The organism is Streptomyces albireticuli (assembly GCF_002192455.1).
Lineage (GTDB): Bacteria > Actinomycetota > Actinomycetes > Streptomycetales > Streptomycetaceae > Streptomyces > Streptomyces albireticuli_B.
The window spans coordinates 657130-678497 of the sequence record NZ_CP021744.1; the positions used below are offsets into that span (position 1 = coordinate 657130).

General features: G+C 73.5%; 19 protein-coding genes and 1 pseudogene. 8 read left to right on the forward strand and 12 right to left on the reverse strand.

Annotated features, from left to right (window positions below; translation table 11 throughout):
* Positions 1 to 3 precede the first annotated feature (3 nt).
* On the reverse strand, positions 4 to 3633 hold the full coding sequence (locus SMD11_RS02850; RefSeq protein ID WP_087924899.1) for a hypothetical protein: 3630 nt from the start codon (positions 3631 to 3633) through the stop codon (positions 4 to 6).
* Between the two features lie 429 nt (positions 3634 to 4062).
* Here SMD11_RS02850 and SMD11_RS02855 point away from each other — a divergent pair, with 429 nt between their 5' ends.
* A complete protein-coding gene (locus tag SMD11_RS02855; RefSeq protein WP_087924900.1) occupies positions 4063 to 4542 on the forward strand; it encodes a DUF6328 family protein in 480 nt (159 codons plus the stop codon).
* Here SMD11_RS02855 and SMD11_RS02860 read toward each other — a convergent pair.
* The 4 genes from SMD11_RS02860 to SMD11_RS02875 all read right to left on the reverse strand — a co-directional run bounded on the left by SMD11_RS02860 (position 4520) and on the right by SMD11_RS02875 (position 8164).
* Complete coding sequence (locus tag SMD11_RS02860) at positions 4520 to 4843, reverse strand: plasmid stabilization protein (RefSeq protein ID WP_087924901.1); 324 nt, start codon at positions 4841 to 4843, stop codon at positions 4520 to 4522. The genes SMD11_RS02855 and SMD11_RS02860 overlap by 23 nt on opposite strands.
* Positions 4844 to 4879: 36 nt before the next feature.
* The gene (locus SMD11_RS02865) at positions 4880 to 5044 is read right to left on the reverse strand and encodes a CsbD family protein (RefSeq protein WP_087924902.1); all 165 of its coding nucleotides are present in this window, start codon (positions 5042 to 5044) and stop codon (positions 4880 to 4882) included.
* 280 nt (positions 5045 to 5324) lie between these two features.
* Entirely contained in the window at positions 5325 to 6731 is a 1407-nt protein-coding gene (locus SMD11_RS02870; RefSeq protein ID WP_087924903.1) for an NADP-dependent succinic semialdehyde dehydrogenase, read from the reverse strand.
* Positions 6732 to 6829: 98 nt separating this feature from the next.
* On the reverse strand, positions 6830 to 8164 hold the full coding sequence (locus tag SMD11_RS02875; RefSeq protein WP_087924904.1) for an MFS transporter: 1335 nt from the start codon (positions 8162 to 8164) through the stop codon (positions 6830 to 6832).
* Between the two features lie 480 nt (positions 8165 to 8644).
* Between SMD11_RS02875 and SMD11_RS02880 the strand changes: the two genes are divergently transcribed.
* From SMD11_RS02880 to SMD11_RS02890, 3 genes are all read left to right on the forward strand, one after another.
* Positions 8645 to 8998 (forward strand): hypothetical protein, encoded by a 354-nt coding sequence (locus SMD11_RS02880; RefSeq protein WP_087924905.1) that lies wholly within the window; start codon positions 8645 to 8647, stop codon positions 8996 to 8998.
* Between the two features lie 260 nt (positions 8999 to 9258).
* Entirely contained in the window at positions 9259 to 9945 is a 687-nt protein-coding gene (locus tag SMD11_RS02885; RefSeq protein ID WP_087924906.1) for a DedA family protein, read from the forward strand.
* A gap of 100 nt (positions 9946 to 10045) precedes the next feature.
* On the forward strand, positions 10046 to 11413 hold the full coding sequence (locus tag SMD11_RS02890; RefSeq protein WP_159395201.1) for a cytochrome P450: 1368 nt from the start codon (positions 10046 to 10048) through the stop codon (positions 11411 to 11413).
* A 24-nt stretch (positions 11414 to 11437) separates the two neighbouring features.
* Here SMD11_RS02890 and SMD11_RS02895 read toward each other — a convergent pair whose 3' ends face one another.
* The 3 genes from SMD11_RS02895 to SMD11_RS02905 form a co-directional block, all read right to left on the reverse strand.
* Positions 11438 to 11917 (reverse strand): NUDIX hydrolase, encoded by a 480-nt coding sequence (locus SMD11_RS02895; protein WP_087924908.1) that lies wholly within the window; start codon positions 11915 to 11917, stop codon positions 11438 to 11440.
* Positions 11918 to 11978: 61 nt separating this feature from the next.
* Positions 11979 to 12596: a hypothetical protein gene (locus tag SMD11_RS02900; RefSeq protein ID WP_199843783.1), complete on the reverse strand. Its 618-nt coding sequence runs from the start codon at positions 12594 to 12596 to the stop codon at positions 11979 to 11981.
* 77 nt (positions 12597 to 12673) lie between these two features.
* On the reverse strand, positions 12674 to 13471 hold the full coding sequence (locus SMD11_RS02905; protein WP_087924910.1) for a glutamate racemase: 798 nt from the start codon (positions 13469 to 13471) through the stop codon (positions 12674 to 12676).
* Between the two features lie 68 nt (positions 13472 to 13539).
* On the opposite strand from SMD11_RS02905, the gene SMD11_RS02910 reads away from it, so the two are divergent.
* On the forward strand, positions 13540 to 14709 hold the full coding sequence (locus SMD11_RS02910; RefSeq protein ID WP_087924911.1) for a glycosyltransferase: 1170 nt from the start codon (positions 13540 to 13542) through the stop codon (positions 14707 to 14709).
* Positions 14710 to 14724: 15 nt separating this feature from the next.
* On the opposite strand, the gene SMD11_RS02915 is transcribed toward SMD11_RS02910, so the two are convergent.
* From SMD11_RS02915 to SMD11_RS02930, 4 genes are all read right to left on the reverse strand, one after another.
* Positions 14725 to 16005 carry a TerD family protein gene (locus tag SMD11_RS02915; RefSeq protein ID WP_087924912.1) on the reverse strand — a complete coding sequence of 427 codons (1281 nt, stop codon included), beginning with the start codon at positions 16003 to 16005 and terminating at the stop codon, positions 14725 to 14727.
* A gap of 78 nt (positions 16006 to 16083) precedes the next feature.
* On the reverse strand, positions 16084 to 17469 hold the full coding sequence (locus tag SMD11_RS36790) for a DUF6777 domain-containing protein (RefSeq protein WP_087924913.1): 1386 nt from the start codon (positions 17467 to 17469) through the stop codon (positions 16084 to 16086).
* 100 nt (positions 17470 to 17569) lie between these two features.
* Positions 17570 to 18919, reverse strand: coding sequence for a serine/threonine-protein kinase (locus tag SMD11_RS02925; protein ID WP_087924914.1), 1350 nt, complete (start codon positions 18917 to 18919; stop codon positions 17570 to 17572).
* 155 nt (positions 18920 to 19074) lie between these two features.
* On the reverse strand, positions 19075 to 19839 hold the full coding sequence (locus SMD11_RS02930; RefSeq protein WP_087924915.1) for a DUF72 domain-containing protein: 765 nt from the start codon (positions 19837 to 19839) through the stop codon (positions 19075 to 19077).
* A gap of 54 nt (positions 19840 to 19893) precedes the next feature.
* Between SMD11_RS02930 and SMD11_RS02935 the strand changes: the two genes are divergently transcribed.
* From SMD11_RS02935 to SMD11_RS02945, 3 genes and pseudogenes are all read left to right on the forward strand, one after another.
* A complete protein-coding gene (locus SMD11_RS02935) occupies positions 19894 to 20310 on the forward strand; it encodes an HIT family protein (RefSeq protein ID WP_087924916.1) in 417 nt (138 codons plus the stop codon).
* 85 nt (positions 20311 to 20395) lie between these two features.
* A pseudogene (locus tag SMD11_RS02940) lies at positions 20396 to 21049 on the forward strand (phosphoribosyltransferase); the annotation flags it as partial.
* A gap of 42 nt (positions 21050 to 21091) precedes the next feature.
* A complete protein-coding gene (locus SMD11_RS02945; protein ID WP_087930250.1) occupies positions 21092 to 21361 on the forward strand; it encodes a DUF1876 domain-containing protein in 270 nt (89 codons plus the stop codon).
* The last annotated feature ends 7 nt before the right edge of the window (positions 21362 to 21368 follow it).

Sequence of the window (21368 nt, forward strand, 5' to 3'; positions counted from 1 at the left end):
GGCTCAGCTCACTTCCGCGAAGGCGGTGCAGTACTCGTCGACGGGGTCGCGCCGGGTGCCGGTGGCGGGGTCGGTGTAGGGCGCCATCATCTCGGCGAAGGTGGGGGGCCGGACGGCGTCCGCGGCGGGTCCCCCGACTGCGGCGACGGTGGTGGGGCCGGAGCCCACGAACCGCTTCTCGCACTCGATCGTGACGGACTGCGACCAGAAGCCGATGTGGACGCTGATCGTGATCCGGGCCCGGCCGAAGACGGTGTGGGTGCCGAAGTCCCAGGTCAGTTCGAGGTAGAGCTCGATGGAGGCGGAGATGATGCCGAGGACGTCGACCTCGCCCCGGGCGCGGAAGTAGCCGGTGAGCCGGGATTCACCGGATTCGATCTCCAGCCGGAAGTAGATGCCGGCCATCACCGACAGGCTCCCGGAGGCGACGCCGAGGTTCATCGACAGCGCGGCCCCGAACTCCAGCGCCGCCTCCAGGACGGCCACCCGCTTCGGGGTCACGACGATGCCGAAGAAGCCGCCGCCGCCGAGCATGGAGACGGTCAGCCGGAAGGGTGCCTGGCGGGTGCAGAAGGAGAAGCGGACCTCCAGGGCCTTGCCGACGAACGGCAGGTCGAGGGAGGCGTCCAGGCGCAGGTTCTCCAGGCTGAACACGCCGATGGCGAGGCTGGGCAGGGGCAGCCCGTACGAGGCGACGATGCCGCTGGGGGTGACCTGGATGCCGGGCGGGTCGCTGAAGCCGTCGATCGGGATGAGCCGGCGCAGCGTCTCGACGAAGGCCAGTGGACCGGTGAACTTGACGCCCCGGAAGACCACCTCGATGTCGGGTTTCTTCCCGGCGCGGGCGGTGAAGCGGATGCGCGTGAACTCCAGCTCCATGGCGTCGAAGCCGGGTACGAGGACGAGCTTGAACTCCTCCAGGGTGCAGGTGATGTCCGCGCCCGAGGCGAGGTCGGGGCGGAGCGAGCCGCGGAGGTCGACGACGAGGGAGAAGCGGCCGTTGACCGGGTGCGGTACGAAGACGGGGGTGCTGCCCGGGCCCCAGGGCTGGATGCCGGGGTTCCACTCCAGCCGGGCGTTGACCGTCTCGGGGAGCTTGGCGCCGTCCGCGGCCTTCTCGACGGCCTGGCGCAGGGAGAGGATCCGCCCGGCGCCGTTGTTCCAGGTGGCGACCTGTTCCCGGACGCGGACGAGGAGCGCCCGGACGCCGGCGTCCGCGTCGGCGGGCAGCGCGTCGAAGAGCTCGGTGAGGGCCGCGGCGAAGGCGTCGAAGGCCTCGTCGACGTGGCGCATGGTGAGCGGTTCGGTATGCCCCGCCAGGCGCTGGGCGAGGAAGTCGGTGACGGTCTTGACCAGGGCCTGCGCGGTGTCCACGACGCGCCGCGCGGCGGGTGGGTAGCGGCCGGCCTCGCGCTGGATCTGGTCGCGGACGCGGCGGAGGTCGGACAGGAATCCGGTGACGGCGCTGATGGTCTCGGTGAGGAACCGGGGGACCTTGAGGGCCTCGTCGAGCTTGGCGGCCTTGACGAGCTGGGCCAGGGGGACGACGCCGAGCAGGTTGGCGTCGAGGGCCCGGAAGAAGTCGTCCGGGTGGAACTCCCCGTTGGCGATCTTCTCCAGGGCGTCGGCGCCGGTGCCGGAGACGGGCCCGGTCGTGCGGGAGAGGCCGGCCACGTCGAAGCTGGGGGCCACGAGGCCGCCGGAGCGGTCGGAATGACCCTGGAAGTCCATCTTCAGGGGGTTCTGCGGGAGCAGGCCGAGGAAGACCTCGCCGGCGTTGCCGGGGCGGGCGCCCTCGGCGGCCTTCCGGAAGCCGGAGAGGGCGTAACGCTTGGCGTAGGCGACGGCGACCGTGGTGTCGCCGCCGCCGAGCCGGCTGACGGCGGGCACGGTGGCGGCCGCCCAGCGCAGCTGCGGGAGGAAGTGGGCGTCGCCCGGCCGCGGCCGGGCCGGGTCCTGCTCGGCCAGGCCGGGTGGCGCGGCCACGCCCCAGACCATGTGGGCGACGTCGAGGCTGGTGTCGTCGGGGCCGAGGCTGGGCGCGAGCGCCACGGACTGGCCGAGGAGGGCGGCGCTGGTCTCGGCGGGCGGGTCGGCGGGGGCGTCGGCCGCCTGCGGCAGGGGTGACAGGAGGTTGTACCGCCTGACGACGTCGGCGAGGGCGGTTCCCGTGGCGCGGTTCTCGGTGAGGAAGAGGAGGGGGGTGCGGAACTCGACGGTGCGGTTGCCGTGGTCGACAGCGGTGACCTTGAACCGGAAGGGGCTCTCGGCCGCGGTGGCGGGGATGAAGTCGCAGTCCCCGGGGTTGTCCGGCCGGTTGCTGAGGTTCGGTGTCACGAGGGTGTCGAGGCGCACGCTGGTGAAGGGGAAGAGGACGTTCGTCAGGTCGCTGGTGGGGTCCGCCGGGTCGGCGGGGAGGGGGCGTCCGGGCTCGTACGTCCGTACCGGCTGGCGGACGACGATGAACAGCCGCTGGAGGAGGAAGGCGGCGCGCGGGTCGGTGAACTTCCGTTCGGTGACCAGGACCAGGTCGGCGCGGTGGCCGAAGGGGCACAGACGGCCCGAGAACATCAGGCGTACGTAGTGGTCGCGGCCCATCGACGCGCGGTGCCGCCACTCGGAGAGGGTGACGCCCGCGGGCCGGACGGGCCAGGTGCCGAGGCTGTCGAGCCAGCCTCCGACGGCCGACAGCATGAGGTTGCCGACCGCGACGGGCGTGGGTACGTAGGGCTTCCCGTCGGGTGTGCGCAGGCCCTCGCCCGAGGTGAGGTCGACGAGGTTCGTCCGCTGGGCCGGTGAGACCGAGGCCGGGAAGGTGGGTGGCGGCGGGGGTGGCGGTACGGGCTCGGGGTCCCGGTCGCGGTTCCAGACGGCGCGGGCGGTGCGGCCGTCGGTGCGGGTGTGCCAGAGCTCGACGCGCTCGCCCGGTGCGGGGTCGTCGATCGCCCCGCGGTGGTTCCAGTGGGCCTTCTGGGTGGGTGACAGGAAGAGCCGGTAGGGCAGTTCGATGCCGGTGCGGGGGTGGGCGGGGTCGGCCAGCGGGTCCTGCGGGCCCGCGGGGGCCGTGTCGGGGGCGGCGTCGTCCGGTCCGCTGGTCTCGATCACGGCGCCGGCGGCCGCGGCGGCGGCGAGGGTGGTCTCCAGGCCGTAGCGGGCGGTGAGTTCGGCGGTGGTGCGCAGCAGGCGTACGAGCGCGAAGGCGCGGGCCACGTCGTCGGTGCCGTCCTCCGGGCCGTCGCTCTCGGGCAGCCGGATGGAGGTGACGGCCGGGGTCTCGGGCTCGCGGGCGGCGTCGACGACGCGGAGCCGCAGCCGCCGCATGGCGCCGAGCAGGCCGGTCTCGCTGTAGTCGATGGAGTCCTGCGGGCCGACCTCGAAGACGAGCACGCTCCTGCCGCTGACGATCGAGTCGACGGGCCGGTCCCGGGGTTCGGCCGGCCTCTCCTCGTCGAAGGCCCGCTCCAGGACGTGCTGCGGCCCGAAGGTGACGACGAGCAGCCCGTCGGCCGACGGATCCGCGCGGACCAGCCGTCTGGGCCCCAGGCCGTCGGCGAACCGCAGCCCGGGGAACCCGAACGTGAGGTCCAGCAGGTCGGTGCTCCGCAACAGACGGATCGGTGTGGGTGTGGTCATGTCGCCCCCCGCACATGGCGCGTTCGCGATGCCCGGGCGGTGGCTCGAACGTCCACACCGGCTGGCCGGAACGATGATCCGAACCACCGAACCGGACCGGCTGCCCGCCCCCTTCACCTACCCCGTTCGGCCCACCGTCAGTTGGGCCGAACGGGTCATAGGTCGTCGGCTCGGGGGCGGGGAGCGTGCCCAGGGACGGGGCGGTGTTCCCCTACCCGTAACCGGGGGCTTCGCCCCCGGGCCCCCTTTCGGCGCTCCGCGCGGTGAGGACCGGGCTTCGAGCCGGAGCCCCGCCGCACCCAAGCGTGTTACCCGGAGCCACACCCTCACCCCGAGTACCATCCACCCTCGTCGGCCGCCATCATCCACCCCGTCGAATCGAGCCGCCTTGGACGTCACCGCACGCCGCGGACCCCGTGCCGGGGTGACGTGAGCACGGGGTCCGGGCGGGACGAGTCGCCGGAGGAGCGGGCCGACCGGCGGTGGGCGGAGTTGTTGCAGGAGGTGCGGGTCGCCCAGACGGGGGTCCAGATCCTGCTGGGTTTCCTGTTCATGGCCGTCTTCACGCCGCGCTTCGCCACGCTGCCGGCCGTGGACAAGGACATCTACACCGCGACGGTGATCCTGGGCGCCGCGACGACCGCGGCGCTCATCGGGCCGGTGTCGATCCACCGTCTGCTCACCGGCCGCCGCCTCAAGCCGCAGACCGTCGCCTGGGCCTCGGCCCTGACGCTGGTCGGACTGCTCCTGCTGCTGGGCACCGTCATGGCGGCGCTGCTGCTCGTCCTGCGGGTCGCGCTGCGCGACGCCGCCGCGACGTGGATCGTCGCCGGGGTCGGCGGGTGGTTCGCGCTGTGCTGGTTCGCGCTGCCCCTGTGGGCCTTGGTCAGCGCCCGAGCGCGCGCTTGAGCTGGGCCTTGTTCATGGACGAGCGGCCGTCCACGTTACGGCGCTGTGCCTCCGCGTACAGCTGGTCGTAGGTGGGCCCCTGGGCTCCGCTGTGCGAGCGCTGTCCGCCGCGCTTGGAGGACGACATGTCCTGGGTGGAGCTCTTGCTCGCGGTGCGGGACTCACCGGAGCGCGCGCGTTCCTTGTTCACCGTACGGGCGGCGATCTCCTTGGCCCGCTCGGTGCTCTCGCCGCGCTCCTCGGCGCTCTCCTTGATGTGCTCGTACTGCCGCTCACGCTTGGGACTGGACCCTCGGGGCATCGTCGTCGATCCTCACCTTCCGGCGCCCGCGCCCGTTCAGTGCTTGAAGTTCTTCTTGGCCTTCTCCGCGGCTTCCTGGGCCTTGCCCACGACCTTCTCGCCGCGTCCCTCGGCCTCCATCCGCTTGTCGTCCATGGCCCGCCCGGCGGTCTCCTTGACCTGACCCTTCATCTGCTTCGCCTTCGCCTTGCCCTTACCCATGACGGTCGTCCTTCCGTTCGGGACCGGTCGTCGGGACCGGCCGTTGAGGGAGATGGAACGGGATATTCCGGAACCCACCTTGCAGCCACCCCGAGAGGCCCGCAACCGCACAGCTCGCGCGGCGCCGACAGGAGTTCACGGGCCGCCCGGTCCAGGTACGGTTCCTGCCGCGCGCCACCGATCCGGACCATGTGCGACCGGGTGCCCGCGTTCCCGCGAAGTATCCACGCGTCACCCGGATACGGTCCGGACGCGGGCCGGACGCGCGGCCGCCGCCCCGTCACCCGCCGTCCGGCTCCGCCCCGTGCCACACCGTCGTGATGTTGCAGAACTCGCGGATCCCGTGCCCCGACAGCTCCCGCCCGTACCCCGAGCGCTTCACGCCGCCGAACGGCAGCGCGGGGTGCGACGCCGTCATGCCGTTGAAGAAGACGCCGCCCGCCTCGATGTCCCGGACGAACCGGTCCTGCTCGGCCTCGTCCCGCGTCCAGACGTTCGAGCTGAGGCCGAAGGGGGTGTCGTTGGCCAGCTCCACGGCCTCGTCCAGGTCCCGCGCCCGGTACAGCGTGGCGACCGGGCCGAAGGCCTCCTCGTGGTGGATGCGCATCTCGTGGGTGACCCCGGCGAGGACGGTCGGCTCGTAGAACCAGCCCTTGGGGAGCTCCTTGGGCCGCCGCCCGCCGCACAGGGCGGTCGCGCCCCGGCCCACGGCGTCGTCGACGAGCTCCTCCAGGTCGGCGCGGCCCTGTTCGCTGGCCAGCGGTCCGACGTCGGTCGACTCGGCCATCGGGTCACCGACGGTCAGGGCCGCCATCCCGGCCGTGAACCGCTCGGCGAAGGCGTCGTAGACGTCGGCGTGCACGATGAAGCGCTTGGCGGCGATGCAGGACTGCCCGTTGTTCTGCACCCGGGCGGTCACGGCGGTGCGCGCGGCCCGGTCGATGTCGGCGGAGGGCAGCACCACGTACGGGTCGCTGCCGCCCAGCTCCAGGACCGTCTTCTTGACCTCGTCCGCGGCGACCGCGGCGACCGCGCGGCCGGCCGGTTCACTGCCGGTGAGCGTGGCGGCGGCGACCCGCCGGTCGCGCAGGATCCCCTCGACGGCCCGGGAGCCGACGAGCAGGGTCTGGAAGCACCCGTCGGGGAAGCCGGCCCGGCGCAGCAGGTCCTCCAGGAAGAGCGCGGTCTGCGGCACGTTCGAGGCGTGCTTGAGCAGACCGACGTTGCCCGCCATCAGCGCGGGCGCGGCGAAGCGGACGACCTGCCAGAGCGGGAAGTTCCACGGCATGACGGCGAGGACCACGCCCAGCGGGCGGTAGCGCACCCGGGCGCGGACGGCGCCGGAGTCCTCGACCTCGGCGGCGTCGGGGTGCTCGTCGGCCAGCAGTTCCTCGGCGTGCCCGGCGTACCAGCGCATGGCCTTCGCGCACTTGGCGGCCTCGGCGCGGGCGGCGGCCAGGGGCTTGCCCATCTCCGTCGTCATGAGGCGGGCGGCGGTCTCCCGGTCGTGGTCCAGGAGGTCGGCGGCGAGCCCGAGGAGCCGGGCCCGTTCGGGGAAGCCGGTGGTGCGGTAGTGCCGGAACGCCGCGGCCGCGGTGGCCAGGCAGTACTCGATCTCCTCCGGTGCCAGCTCCTGGTAGGTCTTCAGCGTCTCACCGGTCGCCGGGTTCACCGTGGCGATGGGCATGGGTGTCCCTCCTCATGCTCGATGCCTCGACCTTGCAGCGGCCGGGCGGGCGGCGCAAGACGGACCCGGGCCGGACCCGGGCCGCCGCACGCGGGTGCTCAGCGCGGCGGGCTCTCCGGCACGTCGTCCGGGGCGGGCGTCTGGCCGGGGAGCCGTACCGTGCCGGTGGCCCGCGCGCCGTCGCCCCGCCGCACGGCCGCGGCGGGGCGGACGGGCAGCGCGTGGGCCCGGTGCAGCCAGGCCACGGCCGCCGCCGAGGCGAGGCCGAGGAGCAGGCAGGTCAGCCAGGGCAGCCACGGGCGCCGGGTGCGGTCGCCGAGGTCCATGGCCCAGCCGACGACGACGTTGCCGAGGGCGGCCGTCGCCCCCGAGAGCACGGAGAAGAGCCCGAAGTACGTGCCGGTCAGCCGGGCGCGCCCGAAGCGCGGGACGAGTTCCATGACCGACGGGTAGGCGACCATGCCGCCGAAGTAGAGCAGCAGCGAGCCTCCCGTCATCACCAGCAGGCCGGGGACCGCCGTGCCGTCCTCCGGCGGCGCCGCGTCGCAGATCAGCAGGGGCGGTACGAAGCCGAGGCCCATCAAGGCGATCCCGGAGGCCACCCAGCGGGCACCGCCCCCGCGCCGCTCCAGGGTCCGGGTGATCCGGAACTGGAAGAGCAGGGTGGCCAGGGCCCCGGACGCCAGGAGCACGCTCGCCGATCCGCTCCAGCCGGACACCTTGCGGGCGCCTTCCGGGAGCAGGACGTAGAGCTGGTTCTCCAGGATGAACAGGCTGCCGGTGGCGGCGCAGAAACACAGGAAGCGGCGGTTGCCGAGGCACTCGCGCCAGCCTCCGAGCACCCTCTCGCGGGCGCCGGAGGCCCCGCGCGGCGGGAGCGCGATCGCCTGGGCGACGGTCAGCGCGGTGAAGACGACGGCCCCGGCCAGCGCCCAGGGCCGGAAGTCGGTGAGGAGCAGCAGGCCCCCGAGCAGCAGGCCGACCAGCGAGCCGCTGGTGGAGAAGACGTTGAGCAGCGCGAACACCTCGGCGGCGCGGTCACCCGACTCATGGGCGACGTAGGTGCGCACGGCCGGGTAGAAGAGCGCGCCCGCGAGGCCGCAGAGCACTGAGGCGGTGAGCAGCAGGGTGTGGCAGTCGCCGAAGGCGAGGAGGGCGAACGCCGCGGTGCGCAGGGCGCAGCCGGCGAGGATCACCAGGCGGGCGCCGAAGCGGTCGGCCGCGCTGCCGCCGACGACGAACAGGCCCTGCTGGCTGAGGTTCCGCACGCTGAGTACCAGTCCGACCAAGGCCGCTGACAGGCCGAGGTCGTGCCCCAGATAGGACGCCAGAAAGGGGATCAGGAGATAGAAGCCGATGTCCACCCCGAACTGATTGATGAATAGCAATCGCAATGCGAGAGGAGACTCGCGGACCGCCCGAAGAGTTCTCATGCGCGTCCCCGCAGTCGGCCCGTGCAGGGCCGGGGCACTTTCGGATTACACCGCGCCCAGCCCGATTTCCGTGCAGGTTTCGCCAATTACCGTGCAGAGGGAGGCTTGTAGGCGCCTATGTGGGCGAGCAGTCGGTCATAAGCTCTCGCGGCCCATCTTCGGCGCCCCCCGGCTGCGCTCGGCAGGATCTCGGCAGACACTTTAGCAAAGCGCAACACTTGCCGGATAGGGAGCGGAAGGAGGCATTTCTCTTGGCCGCGACATGCCTCCGGCACATGCCGGGCCGTCAACTCGCCTGTGTTCGAAGGTGGATGCCACGGGCCCGGCCGGCGCAACGCCCTCGGCGACGGTACGGCCGTTCCCTCGGATCGGTGAATCCGCAAGGTAAAACCATAGGCTGAATCCATTCTTCACATCGTCCGCGCCACGAACATCGCAAAAGCTCCCCCCGTGGCAGGAGGACTTCGCGACGATGGCCGCATGAACGACCAGAACTTCCTGGAGCGCACCAGGCAGCTCGCGCTCTGCATGGCGGAGCTCCACACGAGCCTCGACCCTGAGTCGTACGCCCTCCTGCTGCGGATCCTCCAGGGGCTCAACGAGGCGATCGTGCACCGTGACACCGGCGTGGACCTTCCGTTCAGCGCGCGCGAGAAGGAGCTGTTCACGCCGGAGTTCGGGCGGGTGCTGAAGAAGTTGGCCGGCTATCTCGGACCGCATGGGATGCGGGTGGTTGTCGGTGGGGGGATCGGGGAGGCCGCGGAGGGGGACGGGCGGGAGCGGGACCGGTGCGAGGTCGATGCGATCGCTCGGGTGAGCGGTATGCGCCCGTAGGGTGCCGGGCGGGTTTTTCCCCGGCCCCGCCCCTTCCCGAGCCCCGCCCCTTCCCGAAATCGGGGAGATCCCCGGACCCCCTGCCTCGCTACCGCGCGGTGTCCTCAATCGCCGGACGGGCCGATTTTCGACCCGTCCGGCGATTGAGGGCCGGAGTCCCGGTTCGGGAAGGGGTGGACCGGGGAAAACCCGCCCGCCCCCGCCGTCGTTAACGCATCCGTAGTTCGACATCCCGGTCGGACGACGGTCACGACGGTCACATGGGAGGCCACACACCCGTGCTCGCACAGCCCACCGCCCTCGCGGTCAATCTCCTCGACGCCTCCTCACTGCTGGCGGCCTTCGGCGCGCTCGGCATCGCCGTGGTGCTCTTCGCCGAGACCGGTCTGCTGATCGGCTTCTTCCTGCCCGGGGACTCGCTGCTGTTCACCGCCGGCCTGCTGTCGCGGGCGGGGGCGCACTCCGGGCCGCGGCTGGATCTGGCGCAGGTCCTGGCCGCCGCGGTGGTCGGGGCGCTGGTCGGCGCGCAGTGCGGGTACGTCCTCGGGCGCCGCGGCGGCCGTGCCCTGCTCACCCGGTCGCGCAACCGCCGGCTGCACGAGGGCGCCGCGCGGGCGGAGGAGCTCCTGGAGCGCTACGGGCACGCCCGCGCGATCGTGCTGGCGCGCTTCGTGCCGGTGGTGCGCACCGTCCTCAACCCCCTGGCGGGCGCCCTGGGCGTGCCGCCGCGCACCTTCGCGCTCTGGCAGACGACCGGTGGCCTGGTGTGGACGGTCGGGCTGATCCTCGGGGGGTACGCCCTGGGCTCGGCGGTGCCGGACGTCGACCGCTACCTCCTGCCGATCGTCGGCGCCATCGTGCTGCTCTCCCTGCTGCCGCTCGCGCTGGAGCTGCTGCGCGGCCGCCGCACCGCCAAGGCACCGGCGGGCGGTCCGGAGGCGGACTGAGAGCGGGCCGGCCACCGGTGCGCCGGTGCCCTCCGCCGCCACCGCTTCGCTACGGTGGCCGCACCGGCTGCCCGCGCCACGCCGCGCCTGGAGGTTCACGGTGACCCACCACGACCGCGAACGCGCGCCCGACGCCGGCCTGCGGGCCGGACGCGCACCGGGAGCGCGGCCCCTGACGGGACATCTGGCACGGCTGTACAGGGCGCCGCTGCCCTTCCTGACGGATCTGCCGCGCCACGGCGACCTGGTCGAGATCCGCATCGGCCGCCGCCCGTTCCTCGTCCTCTGCCACCCCGAGCTCGCCCGCGCGGTGCTCACCGACGACCGGACGTACGACCGCGACGGCCCCTCGTACGAGGGGTCCCGGCGGGCGATGGGCAACGGGCTGGCCACCTGCCCGTACGCCGACCACCGGGCGCAGCGGCACATGCTCCAGCCGGCCTTCCGCCCGGATCACCTGGAGCGGTACGCCGCAGTGATGCGGCGGACGATCGCGGAGACGGTGGACGGCTGGCGCGACGGTCTGGAGGTGGATCTCGCGGAGGAGCTGTTCGCGCTGACCACCAGGACGACGGTGCGGGCCCTGTTCGCCTCGGATCTGACGCCCGCCGCCGCGCAGGAGCTCCACCAGGCCCTGGCGGTCTTCCTCAAGGGTGTCTACCGGCAGTCGCTGATGCCGTGGGCGGGCCGGCTGCCGACGCCCGGCAACCTGCGTTACGGCCGGGCACTGGAGCAGTGGCGCGCCCAGGCGGGCCGGCTGATCACCGCCCACCGGGCCGGGACGCCCGCCGACGCCAGGAACGTACTGTCCCACCTGGTCGCCGCCCGGACGGCGGACGGCTCGCCGCTGCCCGACCCGGACGTCCACGACCAGGTCACCGCGCTGGTCCTCGCCGGTTCCGAGACCACCGCCGCCGCGCTCGCCTGGTCCTGCCATCTCCTCACCCGGCACCCCGGTGCCGGGCGCCGGCTGCGCGAGGAGGCGCGGACGGTGCTCGGGGGGCGCGTCGCCACGCTGGAGGACGTCCCCCGGCTGACGGTGACCGGCCGCGTCCTCACCGAGGCGCTGCGGCTCTACCCGCCGGCCTGGCTCGTCCCTCGTATCACCACGCGCGAGACGTCCCTGGCGGGACGCCGTCTCCCGGTGGGCAGCGCGGTGGTGTTCTGCCCTTACGTCCTGCACCGGCGCGCCGATCTGTACCCCGAGCCGCACCGCTTCCTCCCGGACCGCTGGGCCGAGGGGTCCGGCGGCGGTGCGGCGGCCGCGCGGCATCGCACGTACATGCCGTTCGGCCTCGGCGCGCACCGGTGCATCGGCGAGGCGTTCGCCCTGACCGAGGCCACGATGACGCTGGCCACGCTGGTGGCGCGCTGGGAGCTCCGGCCCGTGCCCGGCGCCGTCGTCCGGCCGGCGGTCAGGGCCGTGCTGGCGCCGGAGCGGCTGCCCGTGCGCCTGGTGGCGTCCTGAGGCCCGCCGGCCGCGCCGGGCGGCTCACCTCTTGCCGATGCCCTCGAACCAGGTCGGTCCGCCCTCCGTGGCCTGCTTGATGCGGCTCACGGCGAAGCTCTCCATGGCCGGCAGGGAGTCCGCCTCGAACCAGCCCACCTCCAGGGACTCGTCGTCGTTGACGCGGGCCTCGCCACCCACCGCGCGGCACAGGAAGCAGACGTCCATGAACTGGCACACGTCGCCGTTGGGGTAGGTGACGCGCTCCAGCGCCTCGACGAGCAGGACCCGCTCCGGGACGCAGCGGACGGCGGTCTCCTCGTAGACCTCGCGCACGATCGCCGTGGCGGGCTGCTCGCCCGGCTCGGGGATGCCGCCGATGATCGACCACTCGCCGGTGTCCGAACGGCGGCCGAGGAGGATGCGGTCCTGGTCGTCGAGGACGATGGCGCTGACGCCGGGCATCCACAGGAGCTGGTTGCCGATGCTCTCGCGGATCTCGCGGATGAAGTGCGGGGTGGGCATGCGTCGAGCCTAACGGCCCCGGTGATCGCCTCCGGCCACGCTCCGGTGGGCCGGAGGGCGGTCAGGCGGCGGCCCGGCGGCCCGCCGCCAGGCGCAGACCCCTGCGGATCACCTGAACGGCGGCTTCCGCGTCGTCGACGGTGACGGTGAACGACCGGCCGTCGCCGAGCCGGACCACGAAGCCCTCGCCGCGCCGCACGACCACGGCGGTGCCCTTCTCGGGGCGCCAGCGGTAGCCCCAGCCGCCCCACTGGCGCGGGGTGACGCGCGGGGCGAAGTCGGCGCCGACGACGTGGGCGAGCGGGATGCGGGTCCGGGGCACGCCGATGTGGCCGCAGCGGACCTCCAGCGCCTCGGTGTCCACCCGTACGGCCACATGGACGAACGCGAGGGTGCCGTAGAGCATCAGGAGCCCGGCCGCGACGCAGCCGACGACCGCCATGACGAGAGGGGCCAGACCCGAGGTCCACGCGCTGTCGACGGCCAGCTCGACGCCCAGCGCCAGGCAGGCGGCGCCGGCGACGGCCAGCAGCCACTGGATCCGGTTGGTCGCACGTCCGGTCCAGACCGCGAGATCACCGGCGCTGTCGGCCGGGGAAGGGGTACCGACCGCGTCCGGTCCGGCGGTGGGCTTCTCGTCGTCCTCGTGGCCCTGCGGGCCCTTGGAGTGGTCCCTCATATGAGGCAGCCTACTCATCTTCCGCGCCCGTGGCAGGGGTGATGCGCGGGCCGGCCCGGACGGAACCGGATCGGGTGTCAGGAACGAGCCGCGGCGGCCTCGACGAGCGAGCGGCCCTCGCGGTAGGCGAGCGCGGCCGGCTGGAGGACCCCCTCGCGCCCGCTGAGCAGCACGGTCAGCCGGCCCGTCGGCGGGGCGTCGGGGTCGGGCGCGGTGCCCGCCCGGCGCAGGGCCTGGGCGGCGACGGCCGGGGCCGAGCCGTGCAGGACGAGCTCCGGCGCCTCGGGGCCGAGCCGGGGCTGGACGGCCGCGCGGATGCGGTCGTCGACCAGCTCGTAGTGGGTGCAGCCCAGGACGAGGTCCCGGGTGCCGGGCGGCGTGAGGGCGGCGGCGGCCGCCACGGCGGCGTCGATGGCCGCCGAGTCGGCGCGCTCCACGGCGTCGGCGAGGCCCGGGCAGGGCACCTCGGTCACCTCGACGCCCGCCGCGAAGTCGCGGATCAGGCCGCGCTGGTACGGGCTGCCGGTGGTCGCCGGGGTGGCCCAGATCGCCACCGGGCCGCCGGCGGCCGCGGCGGGCTTGATCGCCGGTACGGTCCCGATGACCGGCAGCTCCGGCTCCAGCTCGGCACGTATGGCGTCCAGGGCGTGGACGGAGGCGGTGTTGCAGGCGACGATCAGGGCGTCGGGGCGGTGCGCGGCGGCGGCGCGGGCGCAGGCCAGCGCGTGTGCGGTGAGGTCCTCGGGGGTACGGGGGCCCCAGGGCATGCTGGCGGGGTCCCCGGACAGGACGAGATCGGCGTCGGGGCGCAGCCGGTGGACGGTTGCCGCGGCAGCCAGGAGGCCGATACCGGAGTCGATGAGCGCGATCTTCACCCGGTCACTTTAATGGATGAGCGTCGATCACCCGCGCGAGCGTCCCCCTGTGGGGCAGACTGCGGAGGGTGACCGTGCTGACGTGGATCACCTTCGCTTCACTGGCCGCGTGGCTGTGGCTGCTGCTGGGCCAGGGCTTCTTCTGGCGCACGGACGTGCGGCTGCCGCGGCGCGCCGACCCCGAGCGATGGCCTCCGGTCGCCGTGGTGGTGCCGGCCCGGGACGAGGCCGGGGTGCTGCCGGCGAGCCTGCCCTCGCTCCTCGCGCAGGACTATCCGGGGCGGGCGGAGGTCTTCCTCGTCGACGACGGCAGCGTGGACGGCACCGGCGAGGTGGCCCGTGCCCTGGCCCGGGAGCACGGCGGGCTGGCGCTGACGGTGGACTCCCCCGGCGAGCCGCCGCCCGGCTGGACGGGCAAGCTGTGGGCGGTGCGGCACGGCATGGCCCTCGCCCGTGCCCGTACGGACGCCGAGTTCCTGCTGCTGACCGACGCGGACATCGCGCACCGTCCGGACAGCCTGCGGGAGCTGGTGGCGGCGGCCTCCTCGGGCGGCCTGGACCTGGTGTCGCAGATGGCCCGGCTGCGGGTGGCGACGGCCTGGGAACGGCTGATCGTCCCGGCGTTCGTCTATTTCTTCGCCCAGCTCTACCCGTTCCGCTGGATCAACCGCCCCGGCGCGCGGACCACGGCGGCGGCCGGCGGGTGCGTCCTGCTGCGGTGGGAGGCGGCGGAGCGGGCCGGGGTCCCGGACAGCGTCCGGCACGCGGTGATCGACGACGTCTCCACGGCCCGGGCCGTGCGGCGGGCGGGCGGCCGGATCTGGCTGGGACTCGCCGACCGGGTGGACAGCGTCCGGCCCTACCCGCGCCTCGGCCAGCTGTGGCGCATGATCTCGCGCAGCGCGTACACCCAGCTGCGGCACAACCCGCTGCTGCTGGCGGGCACGGTCGCCGGCCTGGCGGTGGTGTATCTGGTGCCGCCGGTGGCCGTGGCGGCCGGCGCGCTGGCGGGTGACGGTGCCCCGCTGGCCGCGGGGGCCGCGGCGTGGGCGGTGATGGCGGGCACGTACGTCCCGATGCTGCGTTATTACCGGCAGCCGGTCGCGCTGGCGCCGCTGCTGCCGTTCACGGCCCTGCTGTATCTGCTGATGACCGTGGACTCCGCGGTGCAGCACCACCGCGGCCGGGGCGCGGCCTGGAAGGGGCGGACGTACGCCCGCCCCGAGGCCGCGCCCTGACCGGGCCCGTGCGGGTCACTTCCGGCCGGGCGTCCAGTTCATGCCCCAGCCGTACGCCCGGTCCAGCGTGCGCTGCGGGCTGACGCCGCGGTCGGGCACCAGGTAGCGGGCCTCGCGCTGGACGACGAGGTCGCCGCCGTTGTTGGTGATCAGGGCCAGCGCGCAGACGTTGGAGGGCACGGTGCACTCGTCGAGCGAGAAGTCGATGGCGGCGCCGTGCTGCGGCTGGAGGGTGACGGTGGCGTTGAGGTTGGCGAAGCTCCGGGCGCCCTCGTAGATCGTCACGAAGACGAGGATGCGGCGGAAGTCCGCGATGTGGTCGAGGTTGACGGTGAGGTTCTCGCCGGACGCCACCGATCCGGTCCGGTCGTCGCCGTCGAGGTGGATGAAGGGCGGCTGGTGGAGGGAGCCGAAGGAGTTCCCGAGTGCCTGGATCACGCCCTTGCTGCCGTCCCGCAGCTCGAACAGGGCACCGAGGTCGAGGTCGAGGTCGGAGTGCATGGCCATGGCCTTGCCGAGCCGCTGGCCCCAGCCCTTGAACTGCTTCTGCACCTCCCAGTTGAGGTTGACGCGCAGCGACCCGGAGGTGCCGCCCTGCTTGGTGAGGGAGACCGCCGGGGCCTCCTTGGTGAGCGTGACCTTCGTCAGGCGTACGGGCTGGGGCGCGGGCGGCGCGGCGGGCGCCGGCGGCACGGGCGCCGGGGCGGGCGGCGTGTGCGTACCCGGCCGCTCGTGCACCGGGGCCGGGGCGGCGGCGGGCGCTGCCTGCTGCGGCTCGTCGACGGTGATCCCGAAGTCGGTCGCCAGACCCTCCAGACCGCTGCTGTAGCCCTGCCCGACGGCCCGGAACTTCCACTCGCCCTGGCGGCGGTAGAGCTCGCCGAGGACGTACGCGGTCTCGACCGTGGCGTCCGAGCTGTCGAAGCGGGCGAGCTCCGCGCCGGACGCCGTGTCGAGCACCCGGATGTGCAGGCCGGGCACCTGGCCGAAGGTGCCGCCGTCGGCGGAGGCCGCGAGGACCACGGTCTCGATCGAGGGCTCCACGGAGGCGAGGTCGACCGACAGGGCGTCCGTCACCGCGTCACCCGCCGGGCGCTTGCCCTCGTGGCGCACCGCGCCGGAGGAGTGCACCGCCTGGTTGTAGAAGACGAAGTCCGCGTCCGAGCGGACCTTGCCCGCGGACAGCAGCAGCGCGGAGGCGTCCACGTCCGGTATCCCGGGGCCCGTGCGCCAGCCCAGCTCGACGCGCACCGCGGCCGCCGGAATCCGGACGTTGGTGCCCTTCTGCATCGCCATACTCCACCCCTGTGAACAGTCCCGTCCTTGCAGGGTCCCAACGTACCCTGGCGGCGGAATATCCCGGTTACCGCGCCTTCACGAGGATTGGGCGCCGGGGGCACCGCCGGCGGGCTGCTTGGGTTCGGCCGGTGGCTGCTTCTGCTCCGCCGGGGGTTGCTTGGGTTCCGCGGGAGGCTGCTTGGGCTGGGCCGGAGGCTGCTTCTGCTCCGCGGGGGGCTGCTTCGGCTCGGCGGGAGGCTGCTTGGGCTGGGCGGGAGGCGGCTTCGGGTCTGCGGGCGGCGGCTTGGGCTCGGAAGGGGGCTGCTTGGACCCGCCGGCCGGTGGCTTGACGTCCGGCGGAGGCTGATTCGACGTGGCCGGCGGCTTCTTCGGCGGATCGGACGGCTGTTTCGGGCCTTCCAGCGGCTGCTTGGTCGCCGGGGACGTGCCCTTCTCCGGCGGGACCGGGTTCTTCGAGGAACCGCCTCCCGTGGGCGGAACGGGCGAACCGGGGCCACGGGAACCGGGCCCTTGGGATCCAGATCCAGGCCCCTTCGTACCGGGCCCGTCGGATCCGGGGCCTTGAGATCCAGGCCCCTGGGAGCCAGGTCCTTGAGAACCGGGCCCTTGGGAGCCGGACCCGGCCGAACCGGACGCCGGTGGCGCGTCCGAGGCGCCGGGCGGCACGATGCGCGGGGGCTCCTTCGAGGGAACGGGCCGCGGCGGCGGCTCCCACGCGAACTCCTTGGAGTCCCGCTTGCCGTCGCTCCCGACCGCGCGGTCGAACGCCTTGCCGCTCTCGAAGGGATCGACGAGCTGGAGCTCCTTGACCGGCCCCTTCTCCTTGGGCCTCGGCGCGATGACCGTGATCTCCACGCTGGTGAAGGTCTCCCAGCGCTCCCCCTTGTACGTCACCGCCTTCAGGTCGACCGTGCGGTCCGGGCCCGTGAGCGGGTTCCCGCACGTGCACTTGACGGCCGGTCCCGTGAGCGGGTCGTTGAGGACCACCACGCCCTTCTGAAGCACCGACAGATAGCCCCTGATCCGGCCGTCCCCCTGGTAGTTGTGGTTCTTGACCAGGGTGTCGTACTCCAGATTGACCTCCGTCAGACTGTTGATGTACGCGGGGATCCGGCTCGGGTCCAGATTGCGCACCCCGGCCCAGGCCCTGGCCCTGGCCGGGTCCTGGGTGATCCCCTTGATCAGCAGGGCCTTGTCGCAGCGGGTGGAGCCGCGCGTGCCGCCGAACGTGCCGCGGGCGTCCACCGCCATGGTTCCGCCGCCGTGGGACGGTGAGTTGACGTTCCGGAGGTCGATGTCCGGATGTTCCAGGAACGGGTCGACGCCTATCACCCCCGCGGCCTCCAGGACGAGCTCCACGGCCTGCCTCTTCTGCTTGTTCGTACATCCCGCCACGCCGACGCCCCCGAGCAGGGCGGTCACCGTGAGGAGAGAGACGGTCCGGACGGTCACCTGCCGCATGCGTTTACCCCCGATAGCCGATCTGTGGTCGTTTCCTGCCGTGCTCGTACCGCGTCAGCACGCGTACCGCGTCAGCGCTTGTCCGCATGTCCCTGGAAGGTCATCCCGGCGCGCAGGTCTCCAGCCACCCGCCCGTTCCGCAGGAGTAACCCGTGCTTCCGGGGGTGGGCTTGGGCGGGGCGGGGGTCGGTTCCTCCGACGTACCCGAACCCGCCGGGGCCCCGGCGCCCTTCGAGGGCGCGGGGGTGCCCGTGGTCGTGCCGCCGGAGCTCCCCGTCTCCCCCGTGCCCCGGGCGGCCATCATCGCCGCGGCCCCTCCCCCGATGAGCAACAGGGCCAGCAGCGACCCGAGGAAGAGCGCCACCAGGCGGCGCCGGTCGGGCGCGGCCGGATCGGGGACGGGGAGCGGGAAGACGATGCCCCCCGTCCGCACCGGCGTGGGCATAGGCGTGGGGAAGGGGGTGTGCGCGGCGACCGGAACGGGTACCGGCGCCGGCATCGGGACGGGGCCGGACGTGGCGTTCGCCGTGGGGGCGGACACCGGTGCCGGGGCGGGCGTGCCGACGGCCGTCGGCACGTACCGCCCGCCGGGGTCCACCTCGGTCAGGCCCGCCCGGGTGGTCATGTGCCCGGCCGCGACGGCGTCGAGCAGCCGCTGGGCCTCCACGGAGCCCATCCGCTCCCCCGGGTCCTTGCGCAGCAGCCCTTCCAGGAGCGGGGTGAGGGGGCCCGCGAGCCTGGGCGGCGGCAGGTCGTCCTGGACGACGGCCTGGAGGGTGCCCAGCGCGGTCGTCCGGCGGAAGGGCGACACGCCCTCGATCACCGCGTAGAGGGTCGCGCCCAGCGACCACAGGTCGGAGGGGGCGCCCGGACGCTCGCCCCGCGCGCGCTCCGGCGCGAGGAAGTCCGGGGAGCCCACCAGGTCGCCGGTGCGGGTGAGGGTGTTGGAGCCCTCGATCAGGGCGATGCCGAAGTCGGTGAGGACGGCCCGGCCGCCCGGCTCCACCAGGACGTTCGCCGGTTTGACGTCGCGGTGCAGGATGCCGGCGGCGTGGGCGCTGCGCAGGCCCTGGAGGACCATCGAGCCGATCCGGGCCGCCGCCTTGGGGTCGAGCACCCCGTCGCGCTGGAGGATCTCGGCGAGCGAGCGGCCGCGCACGAGCTCCATGACGATCCACGGACGGCCGTCCTCCTCGACGACGTCGTGGACGGTGATGACGTTCGGGTGGTTGATCTGCGCGGCGGCCCTGGCCTCCTGGTTCAGGCGGGCGTACAGGATCCGTACGTCGTGGTCGCGCAGGTGGGCCGGTGCCTGGACCTCCTTGGCCGCGACCTCCCGGCCGAGCAGCTCGTCGCGGGCGCGCCAGACGACGCCCATGCCTCCGCTGCCCAGTTCGTCGATCAGGCGGTACCGCCCTGCCAGTAAGCGGTTCCGCGACTCCTCCGTCATGCCGAACGCCCCCCTTCCCGCGCGTACGGCACCCCCGGAGGCCGTACGCGTTCGGGCCACACTGGCTGAGACGTCGCGGCCCCGCGTCCCGTTCCCGGATCCGCGTCGTGGTCATGGCGATGTGCGCGGAAGAGGGCCGCCGTGGGGGCGCTGGTTCAGACCTGGACGGGCGGGGTGCGGCTCACGGTGCGCCCGAGGCGTGCCATCGCCCGCGCGAAGGCGGTGGCGTCGTGGACGGCCGCGCCGCCGGGGTCGTTGTTGAAGTAGGCGTACGTGTCGGAACGGTCGGGCCAGTGGTCGGCGATCCGGTGGGCCCAGCTGTCGAGGGCGCGGCGGCCGTAGCGCGGCCACGGTTCGGCCCGGCCGCAGTGGAACCGTACGTATCCCCAGTCAGCGGTCCGCCACAGCGGGGTCACCGGCCGGGAGTCGTGGTCGGCCCAGCAGAGGGCGGCGCCGCGGGCCTCCAGTACGGCGCGGGTCTCGTCGGTCCACCAGGAGTCGTGGCGGGGTTCGACGGCGACCCTGGTGCCGGCGGGGAAGCAGCGGAGGGCGGTGTCCAGCGCGGCGGGGTCGGCGCGGAGCGTGGGAGGCAGCTGGAGGAGGACGGGCCCGAGCCGGTCGGCGAGGCCGTCGGCGTGCCGCATCAGGCGTTCCACCGGTTCCTGGGGGTCGCGGAGGCGCTTGATGTGGGTGAGGTAGCGGCTGGCCTTGACGGCCATGAGGAACCCCGGCGGGGTACGGTCGCGCCAGTCGGCGAAGGTCTCGTGCGTGGGCAGCCGGTAGAAGGCGGCGTTGTTCTCGACGGTGGCGAAGTGCCGGGCGTACTCCTCCAGCCACAGCCGCTGGGGGCAGCCGCCGGGGTAGAGGCCGCCGCGCCAGTCCTTGTACTGCCATCCCGAGGTTCCGACGAGCAGGGGCATGGCATGATCCTTGCCCCGGGACAGCGGGGACGCCACCAGCGGGGGTGTGAGGTCATGGGTGACACGGGCTGCGTGTTCTGCGCGATCGCGGCGGGCGAGTCCGCCGGTCACCGGGTCTTCGCGGACGGTACGGCGGTGGCCTTCCTGGACGCCCGGCCGCTCTTCCCCGGGCATGTGCTGGTGGTGCCGCGGCGGCACGCCGAGACGCTGACCGATCTACCGGTGGACGAGGTGGGGCCGTTCTTCACCCGGGTGCAGCGGATCGCGGGCGCGGTGGAGCGCGGCATGGGCGCGGCGGGGTCCTTCGTGGCCGCCAACAACAGGGTCAGCCAGTCCGTGCCGCATTTCCATGTGCATGTCGTTCCGCGCAACCGCAAGGACGGGCTGCGGGGGTTCTTCTGGCCCCGGACGCGGTACGCGTCGGAGGAGGAGGCGGCGGAGGTCGCGGCACGGGTGCGGGCCGCGCTCTGAGCCCTCCCCCGCGCCCCTCCCCGCATGGACTATCCGCCTGAATCTGGCCATATTGGATGTATCGCAGGTATGGCAGAGGTGGATCATGAGGTTCCGCGACCGCGTGGACGCCGGCCGCCGGCTGGCCGACCGGCTGGAACCACTGCGCGCCGAGTCCCCCGTCGTACTGGGGCTGCCCCGGGGCGGCGTCCCGGTGGCCTACGAGGTCGCCCGCGCGCTCGGCGCCCCGCTGGACGTGATCCTGGTCCGCAAGCTCGGTGTGCCGCGCCACGAGGAGGTGGGCTTCGGCGCCGTCGGCGAGGACGGTGTGCGGGTGCTCAACGACGACATCATGCGGGTGAGCCGGGTCGGCGAGGACGACCTCGCCGAGATCCAGGCGCATGAGGAGGCCAGGCTCGCGCGGCAGGCCGGGACGTTCCGCGGCGGACGGCCGCGGGTCGCCCTGGAGGGCCGTACGGCCGTCGTGGTCGACGACGGGGTGGCGACGGGCGCGACGGCGTCGGCCGCCTGCCGGGTGGCACGGGCCCATGGGGCCGCCCGGGTGGTGCTGGCGGTGCCGGTGTCCGCCCCGGACGCGGCCGAGGCGCTGCGCGCCCAGGTGGACGAGCTGATCTGCCTCACGACGCCGGCCGTGTTCTTCGCGGTCGGCGAGTGGTACCAGGACTTCTCCCAGACGACGGACGAGGAGGTCGTCGCGCTGCTGCGGCGCGGCGGTGCGGCGGGTGACGGGCCCGGCGCTCCCCACCGGGCGGAGCCGTGAATCGCTGGAGGTGTGATCACCATGGAGACGATCGTCAGGTGCAACGTCGAGATGGAGTTCCGTGAGGCCGGATTGTTGACGCAGGCGGCGGCGGTGCTGCGGATGCACGACGGCACGGAGCTCAAGGCCCACGGGGTCACCAACCGCCACCCCGACGACCCGGGTCAGCAGCGGGTCGGCGAGGAGGTGGCGGCGGCGCGGGCGCTGCACGACCTCGCGGCGCAACTGCTGGAGAAGGCCGGGGTCGACATCGAGGAGCTCACCCACACGCCCGCGCACCTGTCGCACTGAGGCCGGG